19 protein-coding genes, 1 other RNA gene and 1 pseudogene are annotated in these 16,947 nt (G+C 47.6%); 10 read left to right on the top strand and 11 right to left on the bottom strand.

Annotated features, from left to right (window positions below):
* Positions 1 to 59 precede the first annotated feature (59 nt).
* The 5 genes from rplS to ffh form a co-directional block, all read right to left on the bottom strand.
* Positions 60 to 407, bottom strand: coding sequence for a 50S ribosomal protein L19 (gene rplS / locus AACU19_RS16045; RefSeq protein WP_000065253.1), 348 nt, complete (start codon positions 405 to 407; stop codon positions 60 to 62).
* A gap of 41 nt (positions 408 to 448) precedes the next feature.
* Positions 449 to 1,216, bottom strand: coding sequence for a tRNA (guanosine(37)-N1)-methyltransferase TrmD (gene trmD / locus AACU19_RS16040; protein WP_105279186.1), 768 nt, complete (start codon positions 1,214 to 1,216; stop codon positions 449 to 451).
* Between the two features lie 30 nt (positions 1,217 to 1,246).
* Positions 1,247 to 1,795: a ribosome maturation factor RimM gene (gene rimM / locus AACU19_RS16035; protein WP_000043335.1), complete on the bottom strand. Its 549-nt coding sequence runs from the start codon at positions 1,793 to 1,795 to the stop codon at positions 1,247 to 1,249.
* A gap of 18 nt (positions 1,796 to 1,813) precedes the next feature.
* Positions 1,814 to 2,062 (bottom strand): 30S ribosomal protein S16, encoded by a 249-nt coding sequence (gene rpsP / locus AACU19_RS16030; RefSeq protein WP_000256450.1) that lies wholly within the window; start codon positions 2,060 to 2,062, stop codon positions 1,814 to 1,816.
* A 136-nt stretch (positions 2,063 to 2,198) separates the two neighbouring features.
* Positions 2,199 to 3,560 (bottom strand): signal recognition particle protein, encoded by a 1,362-nt coding sequence (gene ffh / locus AACU19_RS16025; RefSeq protein WP_000460035.1) that lies wholly within the window; start codon positions 3,558 to 3,560, stop codon positions 2,199 to 2,201.
* 166 nt (positions 3,561 to 3,726) lie between these two features.
* Between ffh and AACU19_RS16020 the strand changes: the two genes are divergently transcribed.
* The 3 genes from AACU19_RS16020 (at position 3,727) to AACU19_RS16010 (ending at position 6,551) form a co-directional block, all read left to right on the top strand.
* Positions 3,727 to 4,518, top strand: a complete 792-nt coding sequence (locus AACU19_RS16020) for a cytochrome C assembly family protein (protein ID WP_001338897.1) — start codon at positions 3,727 to 3,729, stop codon at positions 4,516 to 4,518.
* 20 nt (positions 4,519 to 4,538) lie between these two features.
* Positions 4,539 to 5,825 carry an HlyC/CorC family transporter gene (locus tag AACU19_RS16015; protein WP_010723175.1) on the top strand — a complete coding sequence of 429 codons (1,287 nt, stop codon included), beginning with the start codon at positions 4,539 to 4,541 and terminating at the stop codon, positions 5,823 to 5,825.
* Positions 5,826 to 5,945: 120 nt separating this feature from the next.
* A complete protein-coding gene (locus AACU19_RS16010; RefSeq protein ID WP_105279185.1) occupies positions 5,946 to 6,551 on the top strand; it encodes a DUF6630 family protein in 606 nt (201 codons plus the stop codon).
* Positions 6,552 to 6,585: 34 nt separating this feature from the next.
* On the opposite strand, the gene grpE is transcribed toward AACU19_RS16010, so the two are convergent.
* Positions 6,586 to 7,176 carry a nucleotide exchange factor GrpE gene (grpE, locus tag AACU19_RS16005; protein ID WP_001300112.1) on the bottom strand — a complete coding sequence of 197 codons (591 nt, stop codon included), beginning with the start codon at positions 7,174 to 7,176 and terminating at the stop codon, positions 6,586 to 6,588.
* Positions 7,177 to 7,299: 123 nt separating this feature from the next.
* Between grpE and nadK the strand changes: the two genes are divergently transcribed.
* From nadK to bamE, 3 genes are all read left to right on the top strand, one after another.
* Positions 7,300 to 8,178: an NAD(+) kinase gene (gene nadK / locus AACU19_RS16000; protein ID WP_001059169.1), complete on the top strand. Its 879-nt coding sequence runs from the start codon at positions 7,300 to 7,302 to the stop codon at positions 8,176 to 8,178.
* Positions 8,179 to 8,263: 85 nt separating this feature from the next.
* On the top strand, positions 8,264 to 9,925 hold the full coding sequence (gene recN, locus AACU19_RS15995; protein ID WP_000880951.1) for a DNA repair protein RecN: 1,662 nt from the start codon (positions 8,264 to 8,266) through the stop codon (positions 9,923 to 9,925).
* Between the two features lie 148 nt (positions 9,926 to 10,073).
* A complete protein-coding gene (gene bamE, locus AACU19_RS15990) occupies positions 10,074 to 10,415 on the top strand; it encodes an outer membrane protein assembly factor BamE (RefSeq protein WP_001203437.1) in 342 nt (113 codons plus the stop codon).
* 61 nt (positions 10,416 to 10,476) lie between these two features.
* Here the strand turns inward: bamE and AACU19_RS15985 are convergent, their stop codons facing one another.
* The gene (locus AACU19_RS15985) at positions 10,477 to 10,767 is read right to left on the bottom strand and encodes an RnfH family protein (protein WP_001117842.1); all 291 of its coding nucleotides are present in this window, start codon (positions 10,765 to 10,767) and stop codon (positions 10,477 to 10,479) included.
* Positions 10,757 to 11,194, bottom strand: a complete 438-nt coding sequence (ratA, locus tag AACU19_RS15980) for a type II toxin-antitoxin system toxin RatA (protein ID WP_001300750.1) — start codon at positions 11,192 to 11,194, stop codon at positions 10,757 to 10,759. Before ratA ends, AACU19_RS15985 begins: the two co-directional genes overlap by 11 nt.
* A gap of 170 nt (positions 11,195 to 11,364) precedes the next feature.
* Here ratA and smpB point away from each other — a divergent pair, with 170 nt between their 5' ends.
* From smpB to AACU19_RS15960, 4 genes and pseudogenes are all read left to right on the top strand, one after another.
* A complete protein-coding gene (gene smpB / locus AACU19_RS15975; RefSeq protein WP_000162574.1) occupies positions 11,365 to 11,847 on the top strand; it encodes an SsrA-binding protein SmpB in 483 nt (160 codons plus the stop codon).
* Between the two features lie 214 nt (positions 11,848 to 12,061).
* Positions 12,062 to 12,424, top strand: a transfer-messenger RNA (tmRNA) gene (gene ssrA / locus AACU19_RS15970).
* A gap of 189 nt (positions 12,425 to 12,613) precedes the next feature.
* The gene (locus tag AACU19_RS15965) at positions 12,614 to 13,435 is read left to right on the top strand and encodes a hypothetical protein (protein WP_046083086.1); all 822 of its coding nucleotides are present in this window, start codon (positions 12,614 to 12,616) and stop codon (positions 13,433 to 13,435) included.
* 287 nt (positions 13,436 to 13,722) lie between these two features.
* Positions 13,723 to 13,940 (top strand): annotated as a pseudogene (locus AACU19_RS15960) (DinI-like family protein).
* Between the two features lie 372 nt (positions 13,941 to 14,312).
* Here the strand turns inward: AACU19_RS15960 and AACU19_RS15955 are convergent.
* From AACU19_RS15955 to pinE, 3 genes are all read right to left on the bottom strand, one after another.
* On the bottom strand, positions 14,313 to 14,846 hold the full coding sequence (locus AACU19_RS15955) for a hypothetical protein (RefSeq protein ID WP_085453487.1): 534 nt from the start codon (positions 14,844 to 14,846) through the stop codon (positions 14,313 to 14,315).
* On the bottom strand, positions 14,843 to 16,117 hold the full coding sequence (locus AACU19_RS15950) for an AAA family ATPase (protein ID WP_105279184.1): 1,275 nt from the start codon (positions 16,115 to 16,117) through the stop codon (positions 14,843 to 14,845). The genes AACU19_RS15955 and AACU19_RS15950 overlap by 4 nt, the downstream gene beginning before the upstream one ends.
* A gap of 194 nt (positions 16,118 to 16,311) precedes the next feature.
* Positions 16,312 to 16,866 carry a site-specific DNA recombinase gene (pinE, locus tag AACU19_RS15940; RefSeq protein ID WP_096937445.1) on the bottom strand — a complete coding sequence of 185 codons (555 nt, stop codon included), beginning with the start codon at positions 16,864 to 16,866 and terminating at the stop codon, positions 16,312 to 16,314.
* Positions 16,867 to 16,947: the final 81 nt, after the last annotated feature.

Here is a 16,947-nt window from a genome sequence, read left to right as displayed (position 1 = left end):
AAAAAAAGGGCCAGCCAATTGGCCAGCCCTTCTTAACAGGATGTCGCTTAAGCGAAATCTTAGTTAAGACGCTCTTTGATACGAGCAGCCTTACCAGTACGCTCACGCAGGTAGTACAGTTTAGCTTTACGAACAGCACCACGACGTTTGACAGAAATGCTGTCAACTACCGGAGAGTGAGTCTGGAAGACACGCTCAACGCCTTCGCCGTTGGAAATTTTACGAACAGTGAATGCAGAGTGCAGACCGCGGTTACGAATAGCGATAACCACGCCCTCGAATGCCTGCAGACGTTTTTTGGAACCTTCAACAACCCATACTTTCACTTCCACGGTATCACCCGGACGGAAGGAAGGTACGTCCTGCTTCATCTGCTCTTGTTCAAGTTGCTTAATAATGTTGCTCATAATTTAATCTCTTATCCTGGGTAAACTGATATCTCGGGGGCTTACGCCATCCCATCATGTTTATGTTGCTGTTGTGCGTGTTCCGTTTTGAACTCCGCCAGCAACCTTGCTTGCTCTTCAGTCAGAGCCAGGTTTTCCAGAAGTTCAGGTCTTCTAAGCCAGGTACGGCCCAGCGACTGTTTCAAACGCCAGCGACGTATCTCAGCATGGTTGCCCGACAGTAACACTGACGGAACCTCCATCCCTTCTAACACCTCAGGCCGCGTATAGTGCGGGCAATCCAGCAATCCTTCAGCAAAGGAGTCTTCCGTTGCCGAAGCTTCATGTCCCAGTACTCCCGGAATAAACCGGGAAACAGAGTCAATCAGCGTCATTGCTGGTAACTCACCACCACTGAGAACGTAATCGCCGATTGACCATTCTTCGTCAATTTCGGTTTGGATCACGCGCTCATCTATACCTTCGTAGCGACCGCACACCAGAATCAATTTTTGATTCGTTGCCAGTTCGCTGACGCCCGCTTGATCAAGCTTGCGCCCCTGCGGTGACAGATAAATCACCTTTGCGCCTTCACCCGCCGCGGCTTTTGCTGCATGAATGGCGTCCCGTAAAGGTTGCACCATCATTAACATCCCCGGTCCGCCGCCGTAAGGACGATCGTCCACGGTACGGTGCCGGTCATGCGTGAAGTCACGAGGACTCCAGCTCTGGATGCTCAGCAGGCCACTTTTAACTGCCCGGCCAGTTACCCCGTAATCGGTAATTGCGCGGAACATTTCAGGAAACAGGCTAATTATGCCAATCCACATAGCGCCGTCTTTTACCGTTTATCCGGTGGTTTAAAAACCAGGATCCCAATCTACTTCGATTGAACGAGTAGTGAGATCGACTTTCTTGATAACCTGCCCATCGAGGAACGGTACGAGACGTTCCTTGATACCAAACGCATCTTTCAGGTTTGCCTTAATGACGAGAACGTCATTAGATCCGGTTTCCATCATATCGACGACTTTACCGAGATCGTAGCCTTCAGTGGTTACTACCTGGCAGCCCATCAGGTCTTTCCAGTAGTAGTCACCCTCTTCAAGCTGAGGCAGCTGCGATGAATCCACGACAATTTCACAATTCGTCAGCAGGTTCGCCGCATCACGATCGTCAACGCCTTTCAGCTTGATGATCATGTCCTGATTGTGGTGCTTCCAGCTTTCCAGCTGGACTTGCTGCCACTGACCCGCCTTCTGGATAAACCAGGGCTGATAGTCAAAAATGCTTTCGGCGTCTTCGGTGGAAGAAAACACTCTGAGCCACCCACGAATACCGTAAGACGAACCCATTTTTCCCAAAACGATGGGATCAACAGGTGCTTGCGCGGTGAGTTGTTTGCTCATCATGACCACCGTGACAGATTAAGCTGCTTTGTTTACTTCTTTGATCAGCGCAGCAACGCGATCAGAAATAGTTGCGCCCTGGCCAACCCAGTGAGCGATGCGATCCAGATCCAGGCGAGTGCCTTCTTCTTTTTCGCTGGCGATTGGGTTGAAGAAACCAACGCGCTCAATGAAGCGACCGTTGCGTGCATTACGGCTGTCAGCGACAACAACCTGGTAGAACGGACGCTTTTTAGCGCCGTGACGTGCTAAACGAATAGTTACCATAACATCCTCTTGTGTGAATAAAACAACCGGACCCCATCGAGGAACGGAGTCCGGTGTCATATTAAAAGCCCGAAAATTTTACTGATTTCTGGAGAAAATGCAATCAGCAGTTAATAACTCTGTCGCATAAGGTCATTTAGCGACCAGGAAATCCCGGCGGCATCATCCCTTTCATGCTTCTCATCATCTTCGCCATTCCGCCCTTCTTCATTTTCTTCATCATGCGCTGCATGTCGTCGAACTGTTTCAGAAGACGGTTAACGTCCTGCACCTGCATACCGCAACCGGCAGCGATACGGCGTTTACGCGAACCTTTGATGATTTCTGGCTTAGCGCGCTCTTTCATCGTCATCGAGTTGATGATGGCTTCCATACGCACCAGCACTTTATCGTCCATCTGCGACTTGACGTTATCCGGGATCTGCCCCATACCCGGCAGTTTGCCCATCAGGCTAGCCATGCCGCCCATATTTTTCATCTGGCGCAGTTGCTCAAGGAAGTCGTTGAGATCGAAGCCGTCGCCTTTTTTCAGCTTGCTGGCTAATTTCTCTGCCTGCGCGCGGTCAACTTTGCTTTCGATATCTTCGATCAGCGACAGTACGTCGCCCATGCCGAGAATACGGGAAGCGATACGGTCCGGATGGAACGGCTCCAGCGCCTCGGTTTTCTCGCCAACGCCGAGGAATTTGATCGGTTTGCCAGTGATGTGACGAATCGAGAGCGCCGCACCGCCACGAGCATCGCCGTCGACTTTAGTCAGTACCACACCGGTCAGCGGTAACGCTTCATTGAATGCTTTTGCCGTATTGGCCGCATCCTGACCAGTCATGGCGTCAACCACGAACAAAGTTTCAACCGGATTAATCGATGCATGGACCTGCTTGATCTCGTCCATCATCGCTTCGTCAACGTGCAAACGACCGGCGGTATCCACCAGCAACACGTCGTAGAATTTCAGTTTGGCTTCTTTCAGCGCCGCGTTAACGATATCAACCGGCTTCTGACCAACATCAGAAGGGAAGAAATCAACACCCACCTGCTCTGCCAGTGTCTCAAGCTGTTTGATTGCCGCCGGACGATAAACGTCGGCAGAAACCACCAGCACTTTCTTCTTATGCTTCTCGCGCAGGAACTTACCGAGCTTGCCCACGCTGGTTGTTTTACCGGCACCTTGCAGGCCCGCCATCAGTACCACCGCTGGCGGTTGCGCAGCCAGATTCAGGGTCTGGTTCTCTTCGCCCATCGCCGCAACCAGTTCGTTACGGACGATTTTGACGAACTCCTGCCCCGGCGTCAGGCTCTTATTAACTTCATGACCAACCGCTTTCTCTTTTACGCGATTGATAAACTCACGCACTACCGGCAGGGCGACGTCCGCCTCCAGCAGCGCCATGCGCACTTCGCGCAGCGTATCTTTTACGTTGTCTTCAGTGAGGCGTCCACGGCCACTGATATTGCGCAGCGTGCGCGACAAACGATCGGTTAAATTATCAAACATTGTCTCTCGCCTGGGGTGGAAACGGTTGGCCGCAATCGCGACACATCATCAGTATTTTGCCGCAGTATAACATGAAGGCGTCTTTGTTGTTATGCAACGGTTGGAGCAGCGTTCACCTGACGCTATACTGCTTCTCTTTCTTATTGCTCAAACTGTCGACATTACTATGCCCGTTTTTGCTCTGCTCGCGCTTGTCGCCTACTCCGTCAGTCTTGCGCTGATTGTTCCCGGTCTGCTGCAAAAAAACGGCGGCTGGCGGCGCATGGCTATTATTTCTGCGGTCATCGCGCTGGTCTGCCACGCAATCGCTCTGGAAGCCCGCATCTTGCCCGACGGTGATAGCGGACAAAACCTCAGCTTACTGAACGTTGGTTCGCTGGTCAGTTTGATGATCTGTACGGTAATGACCATCGTGGCTTCCCGCAATCGTGGCTGGTTACTGCTACCCATTGTCTATGCCTTTGCGCTTATCAACCTGGCGCTGGCAACCTTTATGCCCAATGAATACATCACCCATCTGGAAGCAACGCCTGGGATGCTGGTTCACATTGGCTTATCGCTCTTTTCCTATGCCACGCTGATTATCGCTGCCCTGTACGCGCTGCAACTGGCGTGGATTGATTACCAACTGAAGAACAAGAAGCTGGCGTTTAACCAGGAAATGCCGCCGTTGATGAGTATTGAGCGTAAAATGTTCCACATCACGCAGATTGGCGTGGTGCTGTTAACGCTCACTCTTTGCACTGGTCTGTTCTACATGCACAACTTATTTAGCATGGAAAATATCGACAAGGCCGTGCTCTCTATCGTGGCGTGGTTTGTCTATATTGTGCTGCTGTGGGGACATTATCATGAAGGATGGCGTGGACGCCGCGTCGTCTGGTTTAACGTTGCGGGTGCGGTCATTCTGACACTGGCCTACTTCGGTAGCCGAATTGTCCAGCAGTTAATCAGCTAATCCCAGAAAAGGAGTTTCCCCTGGAACACATTTCTACTACTACGTTGATCATTATTCTGATCATCATGGTGGTCATTTCAGCCTATTTTTCCGGGTCCGAAACCGGAATGATGACCCTCAACCGCTATCGTCTGCGGCATATGGCGAAACAGGGTAATCGCTCGGCCAAACGTGTCGAAAAATTGCTGCGTAAGCCAGACCGCCTGATAAGCCTGGTGTTAATCGGCAATAACCTGGTCAATATTCTTGCCTCCGCGCTCGGTACTATTGTGGGGATGCGTTTGTACGGGGATGCGGGCGTGGCAATTGCGACTGGTGTACTAACTTTTGTCGTACTGGTTTTTGCTGAAGTATTGCCGAAAACCATTGCCGCGCTGTACCCGGAAAAAGTCGCCTATCCAAGTAGTTTTCTGCTGGCGCCGCTGCAAATTTTGATGATGCCGCTGGTCTGGTTGCTGAACGCTATTACCCGCATGTTAATGCGCATGATGGGCATCAAAACCGATATCGTGGTCAGTGGCTCTTTAAGCAAAGAAGAATTACGCACCATTGTGCACGAATCGCGGTCACAAATTTCCCGTCGCAATCAGGATATGCTGTTGTCGGTACTCGATCTGGAAAAAATGACTGTCGATGACATCATGGTGCCGCGCAGTGAAATTATCGGTATTGATATCAACGATGACTGGAAATCGATTCTCCGCCAACTCTCCCACTCACCTCACGGACGCATCGTGCTCTACCGTGACTCGCTGGACGATGCCATCAGTATGCTGCGTGTGCGTGAAGCCTGGCGGTTGATGTCGGAGAAAAAAGAGTTCACCAAAGAAACCATGCTACGCGCCGCGGACGAAATCTATTTTGTCCCGGAAGGTACGCCGCTCAGCACGCAGCTGGTGAAGTTTCAGCGCAACAAAAAGAAAGTCGGCCTGGTCGTCAACGAGTATGGAGATATTCAGGGTCTGGTGACGGTCGAAGATATTCTCGAAGAGATTGTTGGTGATTTCACCACGTCGATGTCGCCAACGCTCGCCGAAGAGGTCACGCCGCAAAACGACGGTTCGGTGATTATCGATGGCACTGCCAACGTGCGGGAAATCAACAAAGCCTTTAACTGGCATCTACCGGAAGATGATGCACGAACGGTTAATGGCGTCATTCTTGAGGCACTGGAAGAGATTCCTGTCGCAGGAACTCGCGTGCGTATTGGCGAGTACGATATCGATATTCTCGATGTACAGGACAATATGATTAAGCAGGTAAAAGTTTTTCCTGTGAAACCGCTGCGTGAGAGTGTGGCGGAGTAACACAATGGCGAACTCCGGTTCGCCTTTTTTATCGCCATCTTTTAGGATTCCATCAATTCCTGTCATTTACTTAGCAATGTAATAATGTCTTTTCAAGCATTCGGAAAGGATATTGATGTTATGTCAGAAGATTATGTAATTGAATGGGATAAGGATTTTGCCGACGACCTCAACGTCGTCGCCAGCGTTTTTTTACAGCACACCCCAACCTTATGGCCCACTATTTTCTCTCAACTTTCGACGCAACCTGAAATCTTTGAAGACGAAGATGAAGACGAATATGGATTGCAAGACGTTCTCGATTGCAGTGGAGGCGATCTCGGAAATCATGACCTGGCGCAGGCATTTTTACAGGTTCTACGCAGTGAAGGATTAATTCAACTCGTTGACTGGAAAGGTGAAGATGAAGAAGGTGAGCTGGCTAATTTTGCTGCAGATCGCTTTTATGAACTCACAAAAAACCTGACAGCTTCTGAGGAATTAAGGAATCTTCTTGTCGAAATAACCCAAGAGGATGAAATCTCCGATGTCTGTGAAGCCGGAGACCGCTACCTTGACGAGATCTTTGAACGCATCCAGACCGAACTCAATAAGAGAGGCTTTCAGATTTTTGATCTGAATGAAGGTTCTGACACCTATAACGTGGTCGTTCTGCCAATGAACGACTATAAAAAAATAGATGATTTCAACACGCCGTGGCTGGAAGTACAGGATTTTTTAAGCTAAAAAAATGGCCGACTTCACGTCGGCCATCAGACATTTACTTCGCCTTCGCTACAGTAACCATCGCCGCACGAATCGTACGACCATTCAGCGTATAACCCTTCTGCATAATACCCAGTACGTTACCTGGCGCAACGTCATCAGATTCCACCATTGCGATGGCCTGATGCACGTTCGGGTCCAGCGGCACGTTAGTTTCGGCGATCACTTCAACACCAAACTTACGCACAACATCCAGCATCGACTTCAGCGTCAGCTCAATACCTTCAACCATCGCGGACATATCCGGGTTAGCTTTATCAGCCACTTCCAGCGCACGATCCAGGCTATCAATCACCGGCAGCAATTCGTTGATGAATTTCTCCAGCGCGAATTTATGTGCTTTTTCGATATCCAGTTCAGTACGGCGACGCAGGTTTTCCATTTCGGCTTTTACGCGCAAAATGCCGTCACGTTCACGGGTCTGGGCTTCAGCCAGCTGAGCTTCGAGATTCGCAATTTTTTCATCGCGCGGATCCACCTGCTCAGCAGAAGCTTCTGGCTCAACTGCCTCAATCTCTTCGTGCTGATCCATGATAATTTCTTCCGGGGCTTGCCCCTCAGGCGTTTTCTGTTCTTTACTACTCATGAATTTCTCCGCGTTTTTTTTCGCATTCATCTCGCTAACTTCGCTTATTATGGGGATCAGTTTCAGGGTTTCAAGGGAAGCACTCACATTGTCATCAATCTTCGCAACAAGGACCTCGAAAAAATGAATAATCATTTCAAGTGTATTGGCATTGTGGGACACCCACGGCACCCCACTGCACTGACAACACATGAAATGCTCTACCGCTGGCTATGCACAAAAGGTTACGAGGTCATCGTTGAGCAGCAAATCGCTCACGAACTGCAACTGAAGAATGTGAAAACTGGCACGCTCGCGGAGATTGGGCAACTGGCTGATCTCGCGGTAGTCGTTGGTGGCGACGGTAATATGCTGGGCGCGGCGCGCACACTCGCCCGTTACGATATTAAAGTTATTGGAATCAACCGTGGCAACCTGGGTTTCCTGACCGACCTTGACCCCGATAACGCTCAGCAACAATTAGCCGATGTGCTGGAAGGTCACTACATCAGCGAGAAACGTTTTTTGCTGGAAGCGCAAGTCTGTCAGCAAGATTGCCAAAAGCGCATCAGCACCGCGATAAATGAAGTGGTGCTTCACCCAGGAAAAGTGGCGCATATGATTGAATTCGAAGTATATATCGACGAGATCTTTGCGTTTTCGCAGCGTTCCGATGGCCTGATTATTTCGACACCTACAGGCTCTACTGCCTATTCTCTCTCGGCAGGCGGTCCAATCCTGACGCCTTCTCTGGATGCAATTACCTTGGTGCCCATGTTCCCGCATACGTTGTCAGCACGACCACTGGTCATAAACAGCAGCAGCACGATCCGTCTGCGTTTTTCACATCGCCGTAACGACCTGGAAATCAGTTGCGACAGCCAGATAGCACTGCCGATTCAGGAAGGAGAAGATGTCCTGATTCGTCGCTGTGATTACCATCTGAATCTGATTCATCCGAAAGATTACAGCTATTTCAATACATTAAGCACCAAGCTCGGCTGGTCAAAAAAATTATTCTAATTTTACGCCAGCCTCTTTACTGTATATAAAACCAGTTTATACTGTACACAATAACAGTAATGGTTTTTCATACAGGAAAACAACTATGTTGGCACAACTGACCATCAGCAACTTTGCTATCGTTCGTGAGCTTGAGATTGATTTTCACAGCGGCATGACCGTAATCACCGGCGAGACTGGCGCGGGTAAATCTATTGCAATAGATGCCCTGGGCCTTTGTCTCGGCGGTCGCGCTGAAGCCGACATGGTGCGTACCGGAGCTGCTCGCGCAGATCTGTGCGCCCGTTTTTCTCTGAAAGATACACCCGCAGCACTGCGCTGGCTGGAAGAAAACCAACTGGAAGATGGCCGTGAATGCCTGCTTCGTCGCGTAATCAGTAGCGATGGTCGCTCTCGTGGTTTTATCAACGGTACAGCTGTTCCACTGTCACAACTGCGCGAACTGGGCCAGTTGCTCATTCAGATCCATGGTCAGCACGCCCATCAATTACTCACCAAACCCGAGCACCAAAAATTCCTGCTTGATGGCTATGCTAATGAAACCTCTCTGCTTCAGGAAATGACCGCACGTTATCAGTTGTGGCATCAAAGCTGCCGCGACCTCGCTCATCATCAACAGTTAAGTCAGGAACGCGCCGCTCGTGCGGAGCTGCTGCAATACCAATTAAAAGAACTTAACGAATTTAATCCGCAGCCCGGAGAGTTTGAGCAAATCGACGAAGAGTACAAACGTCTGGCGAACAGCGGTCAATTACTGACCACCAGCCAGAATGCATTGGCATTAATGGCCGACGGCGAAGACGCAAACCTGCAAAGCCAGCTTTACACGGCTAAACAACTGGTGAGCGAATTGATTGGCATGGACAGCAAACTGTCCGGCGTACTTGATATGCTGGAAGAAGCTACCATCCAGATTGTTGAAGCCAGCGACGAACTACGCCACTACTGCGATCGTCTGGATCTCGATCCCAACCGACTGTTTGAACTTGAACAGCGCATCTCAAAACAGATTTCGCTGGCACGTAAACATCACGTCAGCCCTGAGGTATTGCCACAGTATTACCAGTCGCTACTGGAAGAGCAGCAGCAACTGGACGATCAGGCCGACTCACAAGAAACGCTCGCGCTGGCGGTAACGAAACATCATCAGCAGGCACTGGAAACGGCGCGCGCGTTACACCAGCAACGCCAGCATTATGCAAATGAGTTGGCACAGCTGATCACCGACAGTATGCATGCACTCTCTATGCCGCATGGGCAGTTTACGATTGATGTTAAATTTGACGAGCATCACCTGGGCGCTGACGGCGCTGATCGTATTGAGTTTCGGGTAACCACCAACCCAGGTCAGCCAATGCAGCCTATTGCCAAAGTCGCATCTGGTGGTGAATTGTCCCGCATCGCATTGGCAATTCAGGTCATCACAGCGCGTAAAATGGAAACCCCGGCACTGATTTTTGATGAAGTGGATGTAGGGATTAGCGGTCCAACAGCGGCAGTTGTCGGCAAACTGCTGCGTCAACTCGGCGAATCAACTCAGGTGATGTGTGTTACCCACCTGCCACAAGTCGCGGGATGTGGTCATCAACACTATTTTGTCAGCAAAGAAACCGATGGTGCGATGACAGAAACGCATATGGAGTCGCTGGACAAAAAAGCGCGGTTACAAGAGCTGGCGCGCCTGCTTGGTGGCAGTGAAGTCACACGTAACACACTGGCGAATGCGAAAGAACTGCTTGCGGCGTAAACTTTTTTCCTGCTTCACGGTCAGAGTAAACAGCAAAACGCCGTAAGACCGGAAAGCAAAAGGTTTTAAAGTGATGAAAGGTCTATTATCATCGGCATATTACAGATGAGCCACGTACTGCTCGGGCCCGAAAAGGAATCAAATCACTATGCGCTGTAAAACGCTGACTGCTGCAGCAGCAGTACTATTGATGTTGACCGCAGGCTGTTCCACTCTGGAGCGAGTGGTTTACCGTCCTGACATCAACCAGGGGAACTATCTGACCGCTAACGACGTATCCAAAATACGTGTTGGCATGACGCAACAACAAGTTGCGTACGCATTGGGTACACCGCTGATGTCCGATCCATTTGGTACGAATACCTGGTTCTATGTCTTCCGCCAGCAACCAGGTCATGAAGGTGTAACGCAGCAAACGCTGACGCTGACCTTTAACAGTAGCGGGGTGTTGACCAACATTGATAACAAACCTGCGCTGAGTGGTAACTAATAATAAAGTTGCTCTCAAAGGCGTTAAAAAAGGTGCTCAATGAGCACCTTTTTTCTGTCTGTTATTTATTCGCTGATTTTTCTGCTCGTTGCCTGCGAAGCTCTTTCGGATCGGCAATGAGAGGACGATAAATCTCCACCCGATCGCCATCATGCACGGTATCGCTCAGTTTTGCCGGACGGCTGTAAATGCCGACTTTGTTTTTAGTTAAATCGATATCGGTACGCAATTCCAGCAAGCCACTGGTGCGAATAGCTTCTTCAACCGTCGCGCCCTCCTGCAGCGTCACGCGCTGCAGGTACTGCTTCTCAGGTAGAGCATAAGCCACCTCAACGGCAATTTTACCTGGCACTGTAAACCTCTTTCGCACGAACCGTAAAAGCCTGGACCATATTAGCCGCCAGCTCTTTAAACACGCGGCCAAAGGCGAGTTCAATCAACTTATTGGTAAACTCAAAGTCGAGATGAAACTCGATACGACACGCCTCCTGGCTCAGCGGCGTAAACTTCCATCCACCGATCAATTTCTTGAACGGCCCATCCACCAGATTCATAAGAATACTTTGGTTACTGGTCAACTGGTTGCGGGTAGTAAACGTTTTGCTGATCCCAGCCTTAGAGACATCTACCGCCGCGGTCATCTGCCCAGGAGTGGACTCCAGAATCCGACTTCCGGTACAACCCGGCAAAAACTGAGGATAAGACTGAACGTCATTCACTAACTGATACATTTGCTCCGCGCTGTAGGGTACCAGTGCGGTCCGGCTAATCTGAGGCATAACAATTTCCATCAACAAAAATCCAACAAATAATATCATTTATCCTGCTGTAAAAAAAACGCTATCCCGGCGCTGGGTAACATCGGGTTCATGCTAAGATAGAGCCTTGTCCCCCGCAGGATTGATATGGGGTGTTTTCGATTTCAGATTACCGATGATTCACAACGCTTATGACGAAGAAAAAAGCACATAAACCTGGTTCAGCGACCATCGCGCTTAACAAGCGCGCCCGTCACGAATACTTTATCGAAGAAGAGTTCGAAGCGGGACTTGCCCTGCAAGGCTGGGAGGTTAAATCCCTGCGCGCAGGAAAAGCCAATATCAGCGACAGCTACGTCCTTCTACGTGATGGAGAAGCATTTCTGTTTGGCGCTAACATCACGCCAATGGCTGTGGCATCCACGCATGTGGTGTGCGATCCTACCCGTACCCGCAAGTTACTTCTCAACCAGCGCGAACTGGACTCATTGTACGGTCGCGTCAATCGAGAAGGCTATACCGTAGTGGCGCTCTCCCTGTACTGGAAAAATGCCTGGTGCAAAGTGAAAATCGGCGTCGCTAAAGGTAAGAAACAGCACGATAAACGTTCAGACATCAAAGAACGCGAATGGCAGGTGGATAAAGCGCGTATCATGAAAAACGCCCACCGTTAAATCTGCACTCCAATTATTGACCAGTTCCTCACCGCGCCACCCTCTCCGGCGGCGCGAATGAACATCTTATTGGCTATCACATCCGACCCAAATGTTGCCATCCCATTGCTTAATCGAATAAAAATCAGGCTACACGGGTGCTAAATCTTTAACGATAACGCCATTGAGGCTGGTCATGGCACTCATGAATCTGGTATACTTACCGTTACACATTGGGGCTGATTCTGGATTCGACGGGATTTGCGAAACCCAAGGTGCATGCCGAGGGGCGGTTGGCCTCGTAAAAAGCCGCAAAAAATAGTCGCAAACGACGAAAACTACGCTTTAGCAGCTTAATAACCTGCTTAGAGCCCTCTCTCCCTAGCCTCCGCTCTTAGGACGGGGATCAAGAGAGGTCAAACCCAAAAGAGATCGCGTGGAAGCCCTGCCTGGGGTTGAAGCGTTAAAACTTAATCAGGCTAGTTTGTTAGTGGCGTGTCCGTCCGCAGCTGGCAAGCGAATGTAAAGACTGACTAAGCATGTAGTACCGAGGATGTAGGAATTTCGGACGCGGGTTCAACTCCCGCCAGCTCCACCAATCATGATTGGACGGTGCAAGGACAACACCAACAAAAACAGGAAGTTAGCAGTCTCGGCAGGACACCGACCAGACGGTGAGGAGACAAAAAAGGATACGCAAAGGAGCCGCGGTTCCAGAGTGACAAAAAAGCCCGCTTATGCGGGCTTTTTTGTATTTAGGGTAGTGTTTTAACCATTGGAGTGGCCAATGTCTTCATCCGAATTGGTTCGCATTGCGAACAGAAAGGAAAACAGAAAAGCCCTAGAAAAGGCCTTTGCCAACGCAGAGCAATCTTACCTTATCCATTACTCCTGTGAATCCTTCTATGAAAACGATTCTGGACAGTCGCGTCGAGTGACGTCCATAGCTGTCAGAAATCTGGCCTCAGCCCAAACGCATTCATGGTCCATTCATAAATCAGCCGAATTACAGCATAAGTTGGATGATATAAATGATCATCTTGATGAGTTGGAACATCATATGCTCGCCGATTACTTCCAGTTTTTACGGAACCATGCGAACTTCACGTATATACACTGGAATATGAGAGACGAAGCATATGGCTTCCAAGCAATTGAGCATAGGTTTCGTGTTTTAGGCGGTGAGCCATACATTCTGCAGGATGAGAGGAAGATGGATCTTGCTCGCGTCTTAGTTGCTCTTTACGGTCGTTCCTATGCTCCCCATACGTCAGCAAAAGGTAGGAAAGGTCGGTTAATGAGCCTGACTGAAATGAACGGTATTGCAGATTTAGATGCCTTGCAAGGAGCCGAAGAAGCCGATGCATTCAAGAACGGTAATTATTTGGAGCTCCATCGTTCAACCCTCCGAAAAGTTGACATTTTCGCAAATATCATCGATCGGACCCATGATAAGACGTTGAAGACAGATGCAACTTTTTGGGATCTTTATGGCATTAAGCCCGTCGTATTAATTGATTTAGTTAAGACCCATCCACTTTATAGTTTGATTGGGATTGCCGGAACTGGGATAGGTTTCTACACCAAACTATTCGGCTTATTCTACTAACGCCAATCGTCATCGGGGGTCGGAGGTTCAAATTCTCTCGTGGACCAAAAATCCCTTAAGAACCAGCCTATTATGGCTGTTTTTTTTATGATTGTTTTTATGCGGAGAAATACCGGGAAATAATTGGGGTAAAACACCTTTAGGCTATTCACTTAGCCTACCACCATCAAAATCTTTCCGAATGTATCCATCTCTTTTTTCTTATGCAGCTAAAACGAAGTCTTGATACTGTTTATTTACACAGATAAGAATAATAGTGTCTACAAACGCAGTACAAAAGAAGTATTATGCGTATTGAGATCTCCATAGCCAAAGACAAAATGACCAAATGCCAAACGGCGCTGTGGACGCGTTAAAGGAAGAATTACCCCAACACATTGGCAAGCGTTATGACGATGTGGAGATGATCGTAAAAGCCACCAGCAATGATGGGCTTTCTGTTACACGCACCGCAGATAAGGATTCTGCAAAAACATTTGTTCAGGAGACTCTGAAAGATACCTGAGAGTCTGCTGACGAATGGTTTGTTCACTAATAAACAGGTAAAATCGGTAACGACTGGCAATCATTCAATACTCGCACTATCGGAAGTTAACCAACCTACCGCAGCACGTTCTCGCATACACGTGTCTGCGCCCCCCTCCATCAATCATAATCAGATAGAGCCAAAAAACAAAAACATCAAGTTACAACAATAAAAAAGACGCCAGTCAACCGATGATGAAACAAATGAGGATACGCAAAGGAGCCGCAGCTCCCTAGTTATATGAAAGCCCAGACCATCAAAGCAGCGGGCTGTTAAAATATCAAAAACCCGTTGTCCGGTGAAACACTGTACTACTTTGCTTAAGTTAACGATATTGCCTCAAGGGAAGTTTTAAAATACGGTGAATACATCACACAGGTCCGATAAAACTTCTCGACAAACATGCCTATGATCGCTGAGCACAGAGTTTATATGCTGAAGTGTTATATACTCTTCATACCATTCTTGTGTTACAACATTTTTCAAATTATAGAGCCTGTGAAATGACTCTTTTGCCTCCTGCGAATTGACAAATTGTTGATTATGCCCCATTAACCTCATTAAAAACCCCTCCAAACAAAATGGTGAGGATTGAATGATTTGTATGTCTCTATTTCTAGCAGCAGATAGAGCATCAGTAGGTATTGCAAGGTCTGAGTCAATAAAAACAACTCTTTTATCAAAACTACCAGCATGGTTTATAGCAGCCATTATAGCGGATTTCGGTCCTCCACCGCCGGCATCATCTAACCTAACACTAAACCCTGCAGTCCTAGTTGTTAAGAGTCGTTTTAAACAATCAGCAAATCTTTTGTCAGTAATTCCTTCGCACATCAAAAGCTTAGTTCGTTCAACTCCACGCTTTACACGTCTGGGCTTCATCATAAGTCTGGTACTCCTCCAAAAGCACCAGCTAAATATTTAGCCGCAATATTATCGTCGACTCGCGCCTCACTGGATGGAAAATCATCAAGTCGATAACATTCACTTCTATTGAATTTTTTCTCAGTAATCAACACACGGTACTTACCCAAATAATTTATCAATTCGGGTTTATGACAAGTAAAAATTAACTGTGCATGTAACGGGTTTGTTTCTTTACTGATAAACAACTCTAATATAGGTTTAACCATATGTGGGTGCAAATCATCACCAAGTTCATCAATAAAGCATGCTGTTCCTTTTTTCAGACATTGCATAATATTATGCAATCTGATAAATGCACTTTGTGTTCCAGCAGATTCAAATGCAAAGGGTAACTCAAACTTGGAACCATCTTCTTTTTCATGGATACCATTTATAATATAATAAACATCCTTCTCACCGTTTATATCAACTTTCTCTTCTTTTTCTATAGTTATATCATCTAAACCTAAATCCCATTTGCGTAAAATATTTTTTACACTTTTAAAGGCTACTGGATCTTTATATAAATCCTCCGCTGTCGCACCTAAATCTCCATAATCATAGCTATACCTTCCCATAGCATTTACATTAGTAGTACTGCTCATTTTTTCGGCTATATCTATAGCCAAAGGAACGCCTACACGGCGAGCAGCAGAAATTATACTTGTATTAGCAGGAGTTCTCTTACCCTCTAAAAGCCCTAAAGGAAAAAGTTCTGCTTTTTCAACATAATCATATTTTATTGTTTTTAACAGTTCTTCAACTTCTTGATGACTAAAATCATCACTACAATTATTTAACTGTTTCTCATAATTTTCTTTATCCAACTTCCTTTTAAAAACATAGATATTTTTATTTTTCTCATTTCTTACATACAATTCTTCTTTAATGACAAAATGGTCGCAGGCCGTAACAACATATGTGTATACTTTTCCATCTAAAACAAAACATATTTTAATCATACCCGGTTTTGTAAAAGGCCGATTAATGTTTAAATACAGATAATCAGTTACTTTTGCTGGTATAGACCAAAAAAACCAACTCAAGAAAGACATTGGTTTAAGAAGTGTTGTCTTACCGGAGGCGTTCGCCCCCATGATAGCAGTAATCAGATTGACCTTGTGTCCATCTACATCTACCCACAGTTCTTTTTTCTTATCTTTAGCTGTAGTAGTTAGGTCTACGAACCCACCTTCATCTTCAAAGCTACCGATATTCTTAATCTCATACCAAAGTATCGCGTTAGACATAACCCCTCTTTTTATACAAAAAAATGTTCAAAATCGCCACATGCTGAGTTTATAGCAGGAAGCGTATATAGCAAGCAAAAAAACATAGACACGATTTAGTTAAATCGATAACGGCCGGAAATCATTCAATTCCCGCACTATCGAACGTTCACCAGCCAACCGCAGCACGTTCTTGCATACGACGTGCTACGGTTTCATTTATCTCCCACCGGAAACATCTTATACAGTGTCGATATACCAACATCATAGATGATCGCTACCTTCTGGCGAGGAACTCCTGATGCAATTAATCGCCCGGCCTGCGCCCATTGTTCTGGTGTAAGTTTGGGACGACGTCCACCAATTCGTCCCTGTGCGCGAGCAGCCTCCAGTCCAGCTTTTGTCCGTTCAACAATCAGTTCTCGTTCCATTTCAGCCAAGGCCCCCATCACATGAAAGAAAAAACGCCCCATCGGCGTGCTTGTATCAATAGCATCCGTCAGGCTGCGAAAATTAACGCCACTTTCGCGCAGTTCCTCCACCAGCACGACAAGATGCCGCATACTGCGCCCCAGCCGATCCAGCTTCCAGACAACCAGAGTGTCACCTGCCGATAATGTCCTGAGCAGTTTTTTCAGTCCCGGCCTTTCGGACTTTGTACCGCTTATTTTGTCTTCAAAAATCAGCTCACATCCTGCACAGTTCAGCGCATTACGTTGTAGATCTGTGTTCTGGTCATTTGTTGACACACGTACATAGCCAATAAGCATGGTAGATCTCCCTGACAAAAGCAGGAATGATGCCATTTGCTTGTTATTTCTGCATTTTCATAAACGTTGGTTTGGGAGAAG

The organism is Escherichia sp. MOD1-EC4550, assembly GCF_963876935.1.
GTDB lineage: Bacteria > Pseudomonadota > Gammaproteobacteria > Enterobacterales > Enterobacteriaceae > Escherichia > Escherichia coli_F.
This window is presented reverse-complemented; position numbering and strand designations above follow the sequence as displayed.

What these genes read in the sequence shown, in the direction of transcription:
- rplS (WP_000065253.1), bottom strand. Translation starts at nt 407, where the DNA reads ATGAGCAACATTATTAAGCAACTTGAACAAGAGCAGATGAAGCAGGAC.
- trmD (WP_105279186.1), bottom strand. Translation starts at nt 1,216, where the DNA reads ATGTGGATTGGCATAATTAGCCTGTTTCCTGAAATGTTCCGCGCAATT.
- rimM (WP_000043335.1), bottom strand. Translation starts at nt 1,795, where the DNA reads ATGAGCAAACAACTCACCGCGCAAGCACCTGTTGATCCCATCGTTTTG.
- rpsP (WP_000256450.1), bottom strand. Translation starts at nt 2,062, where the DNA reads ATGGTAACTATTCGTTTAGCACGTCACGGCGCTAAAAAGCGTCCGTTC.
- ffh (WP_000460035.1), bottom strand. Translation starts at nt 3,560, where the DNA reads ATGTTTGATAATTTAACCGATCGTTTGTCGCGCACGCTGCGCAATATC.
- AACU19_RS16020 (WP_001338897.1), top strand. Translation starts at nt 3,727, where the DNA reads ATGCCCGTTTTTGCTCTGCTCGCGCTTGTCGCCTACTCCGTCAGTCTT.
- AACU19_RS16010 (WP_105279185.1), top strand. Translation starts at nt 5,946, where the DNA reads ATGTCAGAAGATTATGTAATTGAATGGGATAAGGATTTTGCCGACGAC.
- grpE (WP_001300112.1), bottom strand. Translation starts at nt 7,176, where the DNA reads ATGAGTAGTAAAGAACAGAAAACGCCTGAGGGGCAAGCCCCGGAAGAA.
- nadK (WP_001059169.1), top strand. Translation starts at nt 7,300, where the DNA reads ATGAATAATCATTTCAAGTGTATTGGCATTGTGGGACACCCACGGCAC.
- recN (WP_000880951.1), top strand. Translation starts at nt 8,264, where the DNA reads ATGTTGGCACAACTGACCATCAGCAACTTTGCTATCGTTCGTGAGCTT.
- bamE (WP_001203437.1), top strand. Translation starts at nt 10,074, where the DNA reads ATGCGCTGTAAAACGCTGACTGCTGCAGCAGCAGTACTATTGATGTTG.
- ratA (WP_001300750.1), bottom strand. Translation starts at nt 11,194, where the DNA reads ATGCCTCAGATTAGCCGGACCGCACTGGTACCCTACAGCGCGGAGCAA.
- smpB (WP_000162574.1), top strand. Translation starts at nt 11,365, where the DNA reads ATGACGAAGAAAAAAGCACATAAACCTGGTTCAGCGACCATCGCGCTT.
- AACU19_RS15965 (WP_046083086.1), top strand. Translation starts at nt 12,614, where the DNA reads ATGTCTTCATCCGAATTGGTTCGCATTGCGAACAGAAAGGAAAACAGA.
- AACU19_RS15955 (WP_085453487.1), bottom strand. Translation starts at nt 14,846, where the DNA reads ATGATGAAGCCCAGACGTGTAAAGCGTGGAGTTGAACGAACTAAGCTT.
- AACU19_RS15950 (WP_105279184.1), bottom strand. Translation starts at nt 16,117, where the DNA reads ATGTCTAACGCGATACTTTGGTATGAGATTAAGAATATCGGTAGCTTT.
- pinE (WP_096937445.1), bottom strand. Translation starts at nt 16,866, where the DNA reads ATGCTTATTGGCTATGTACGTGTGTCAACAAATGACCAGAACACAGAT.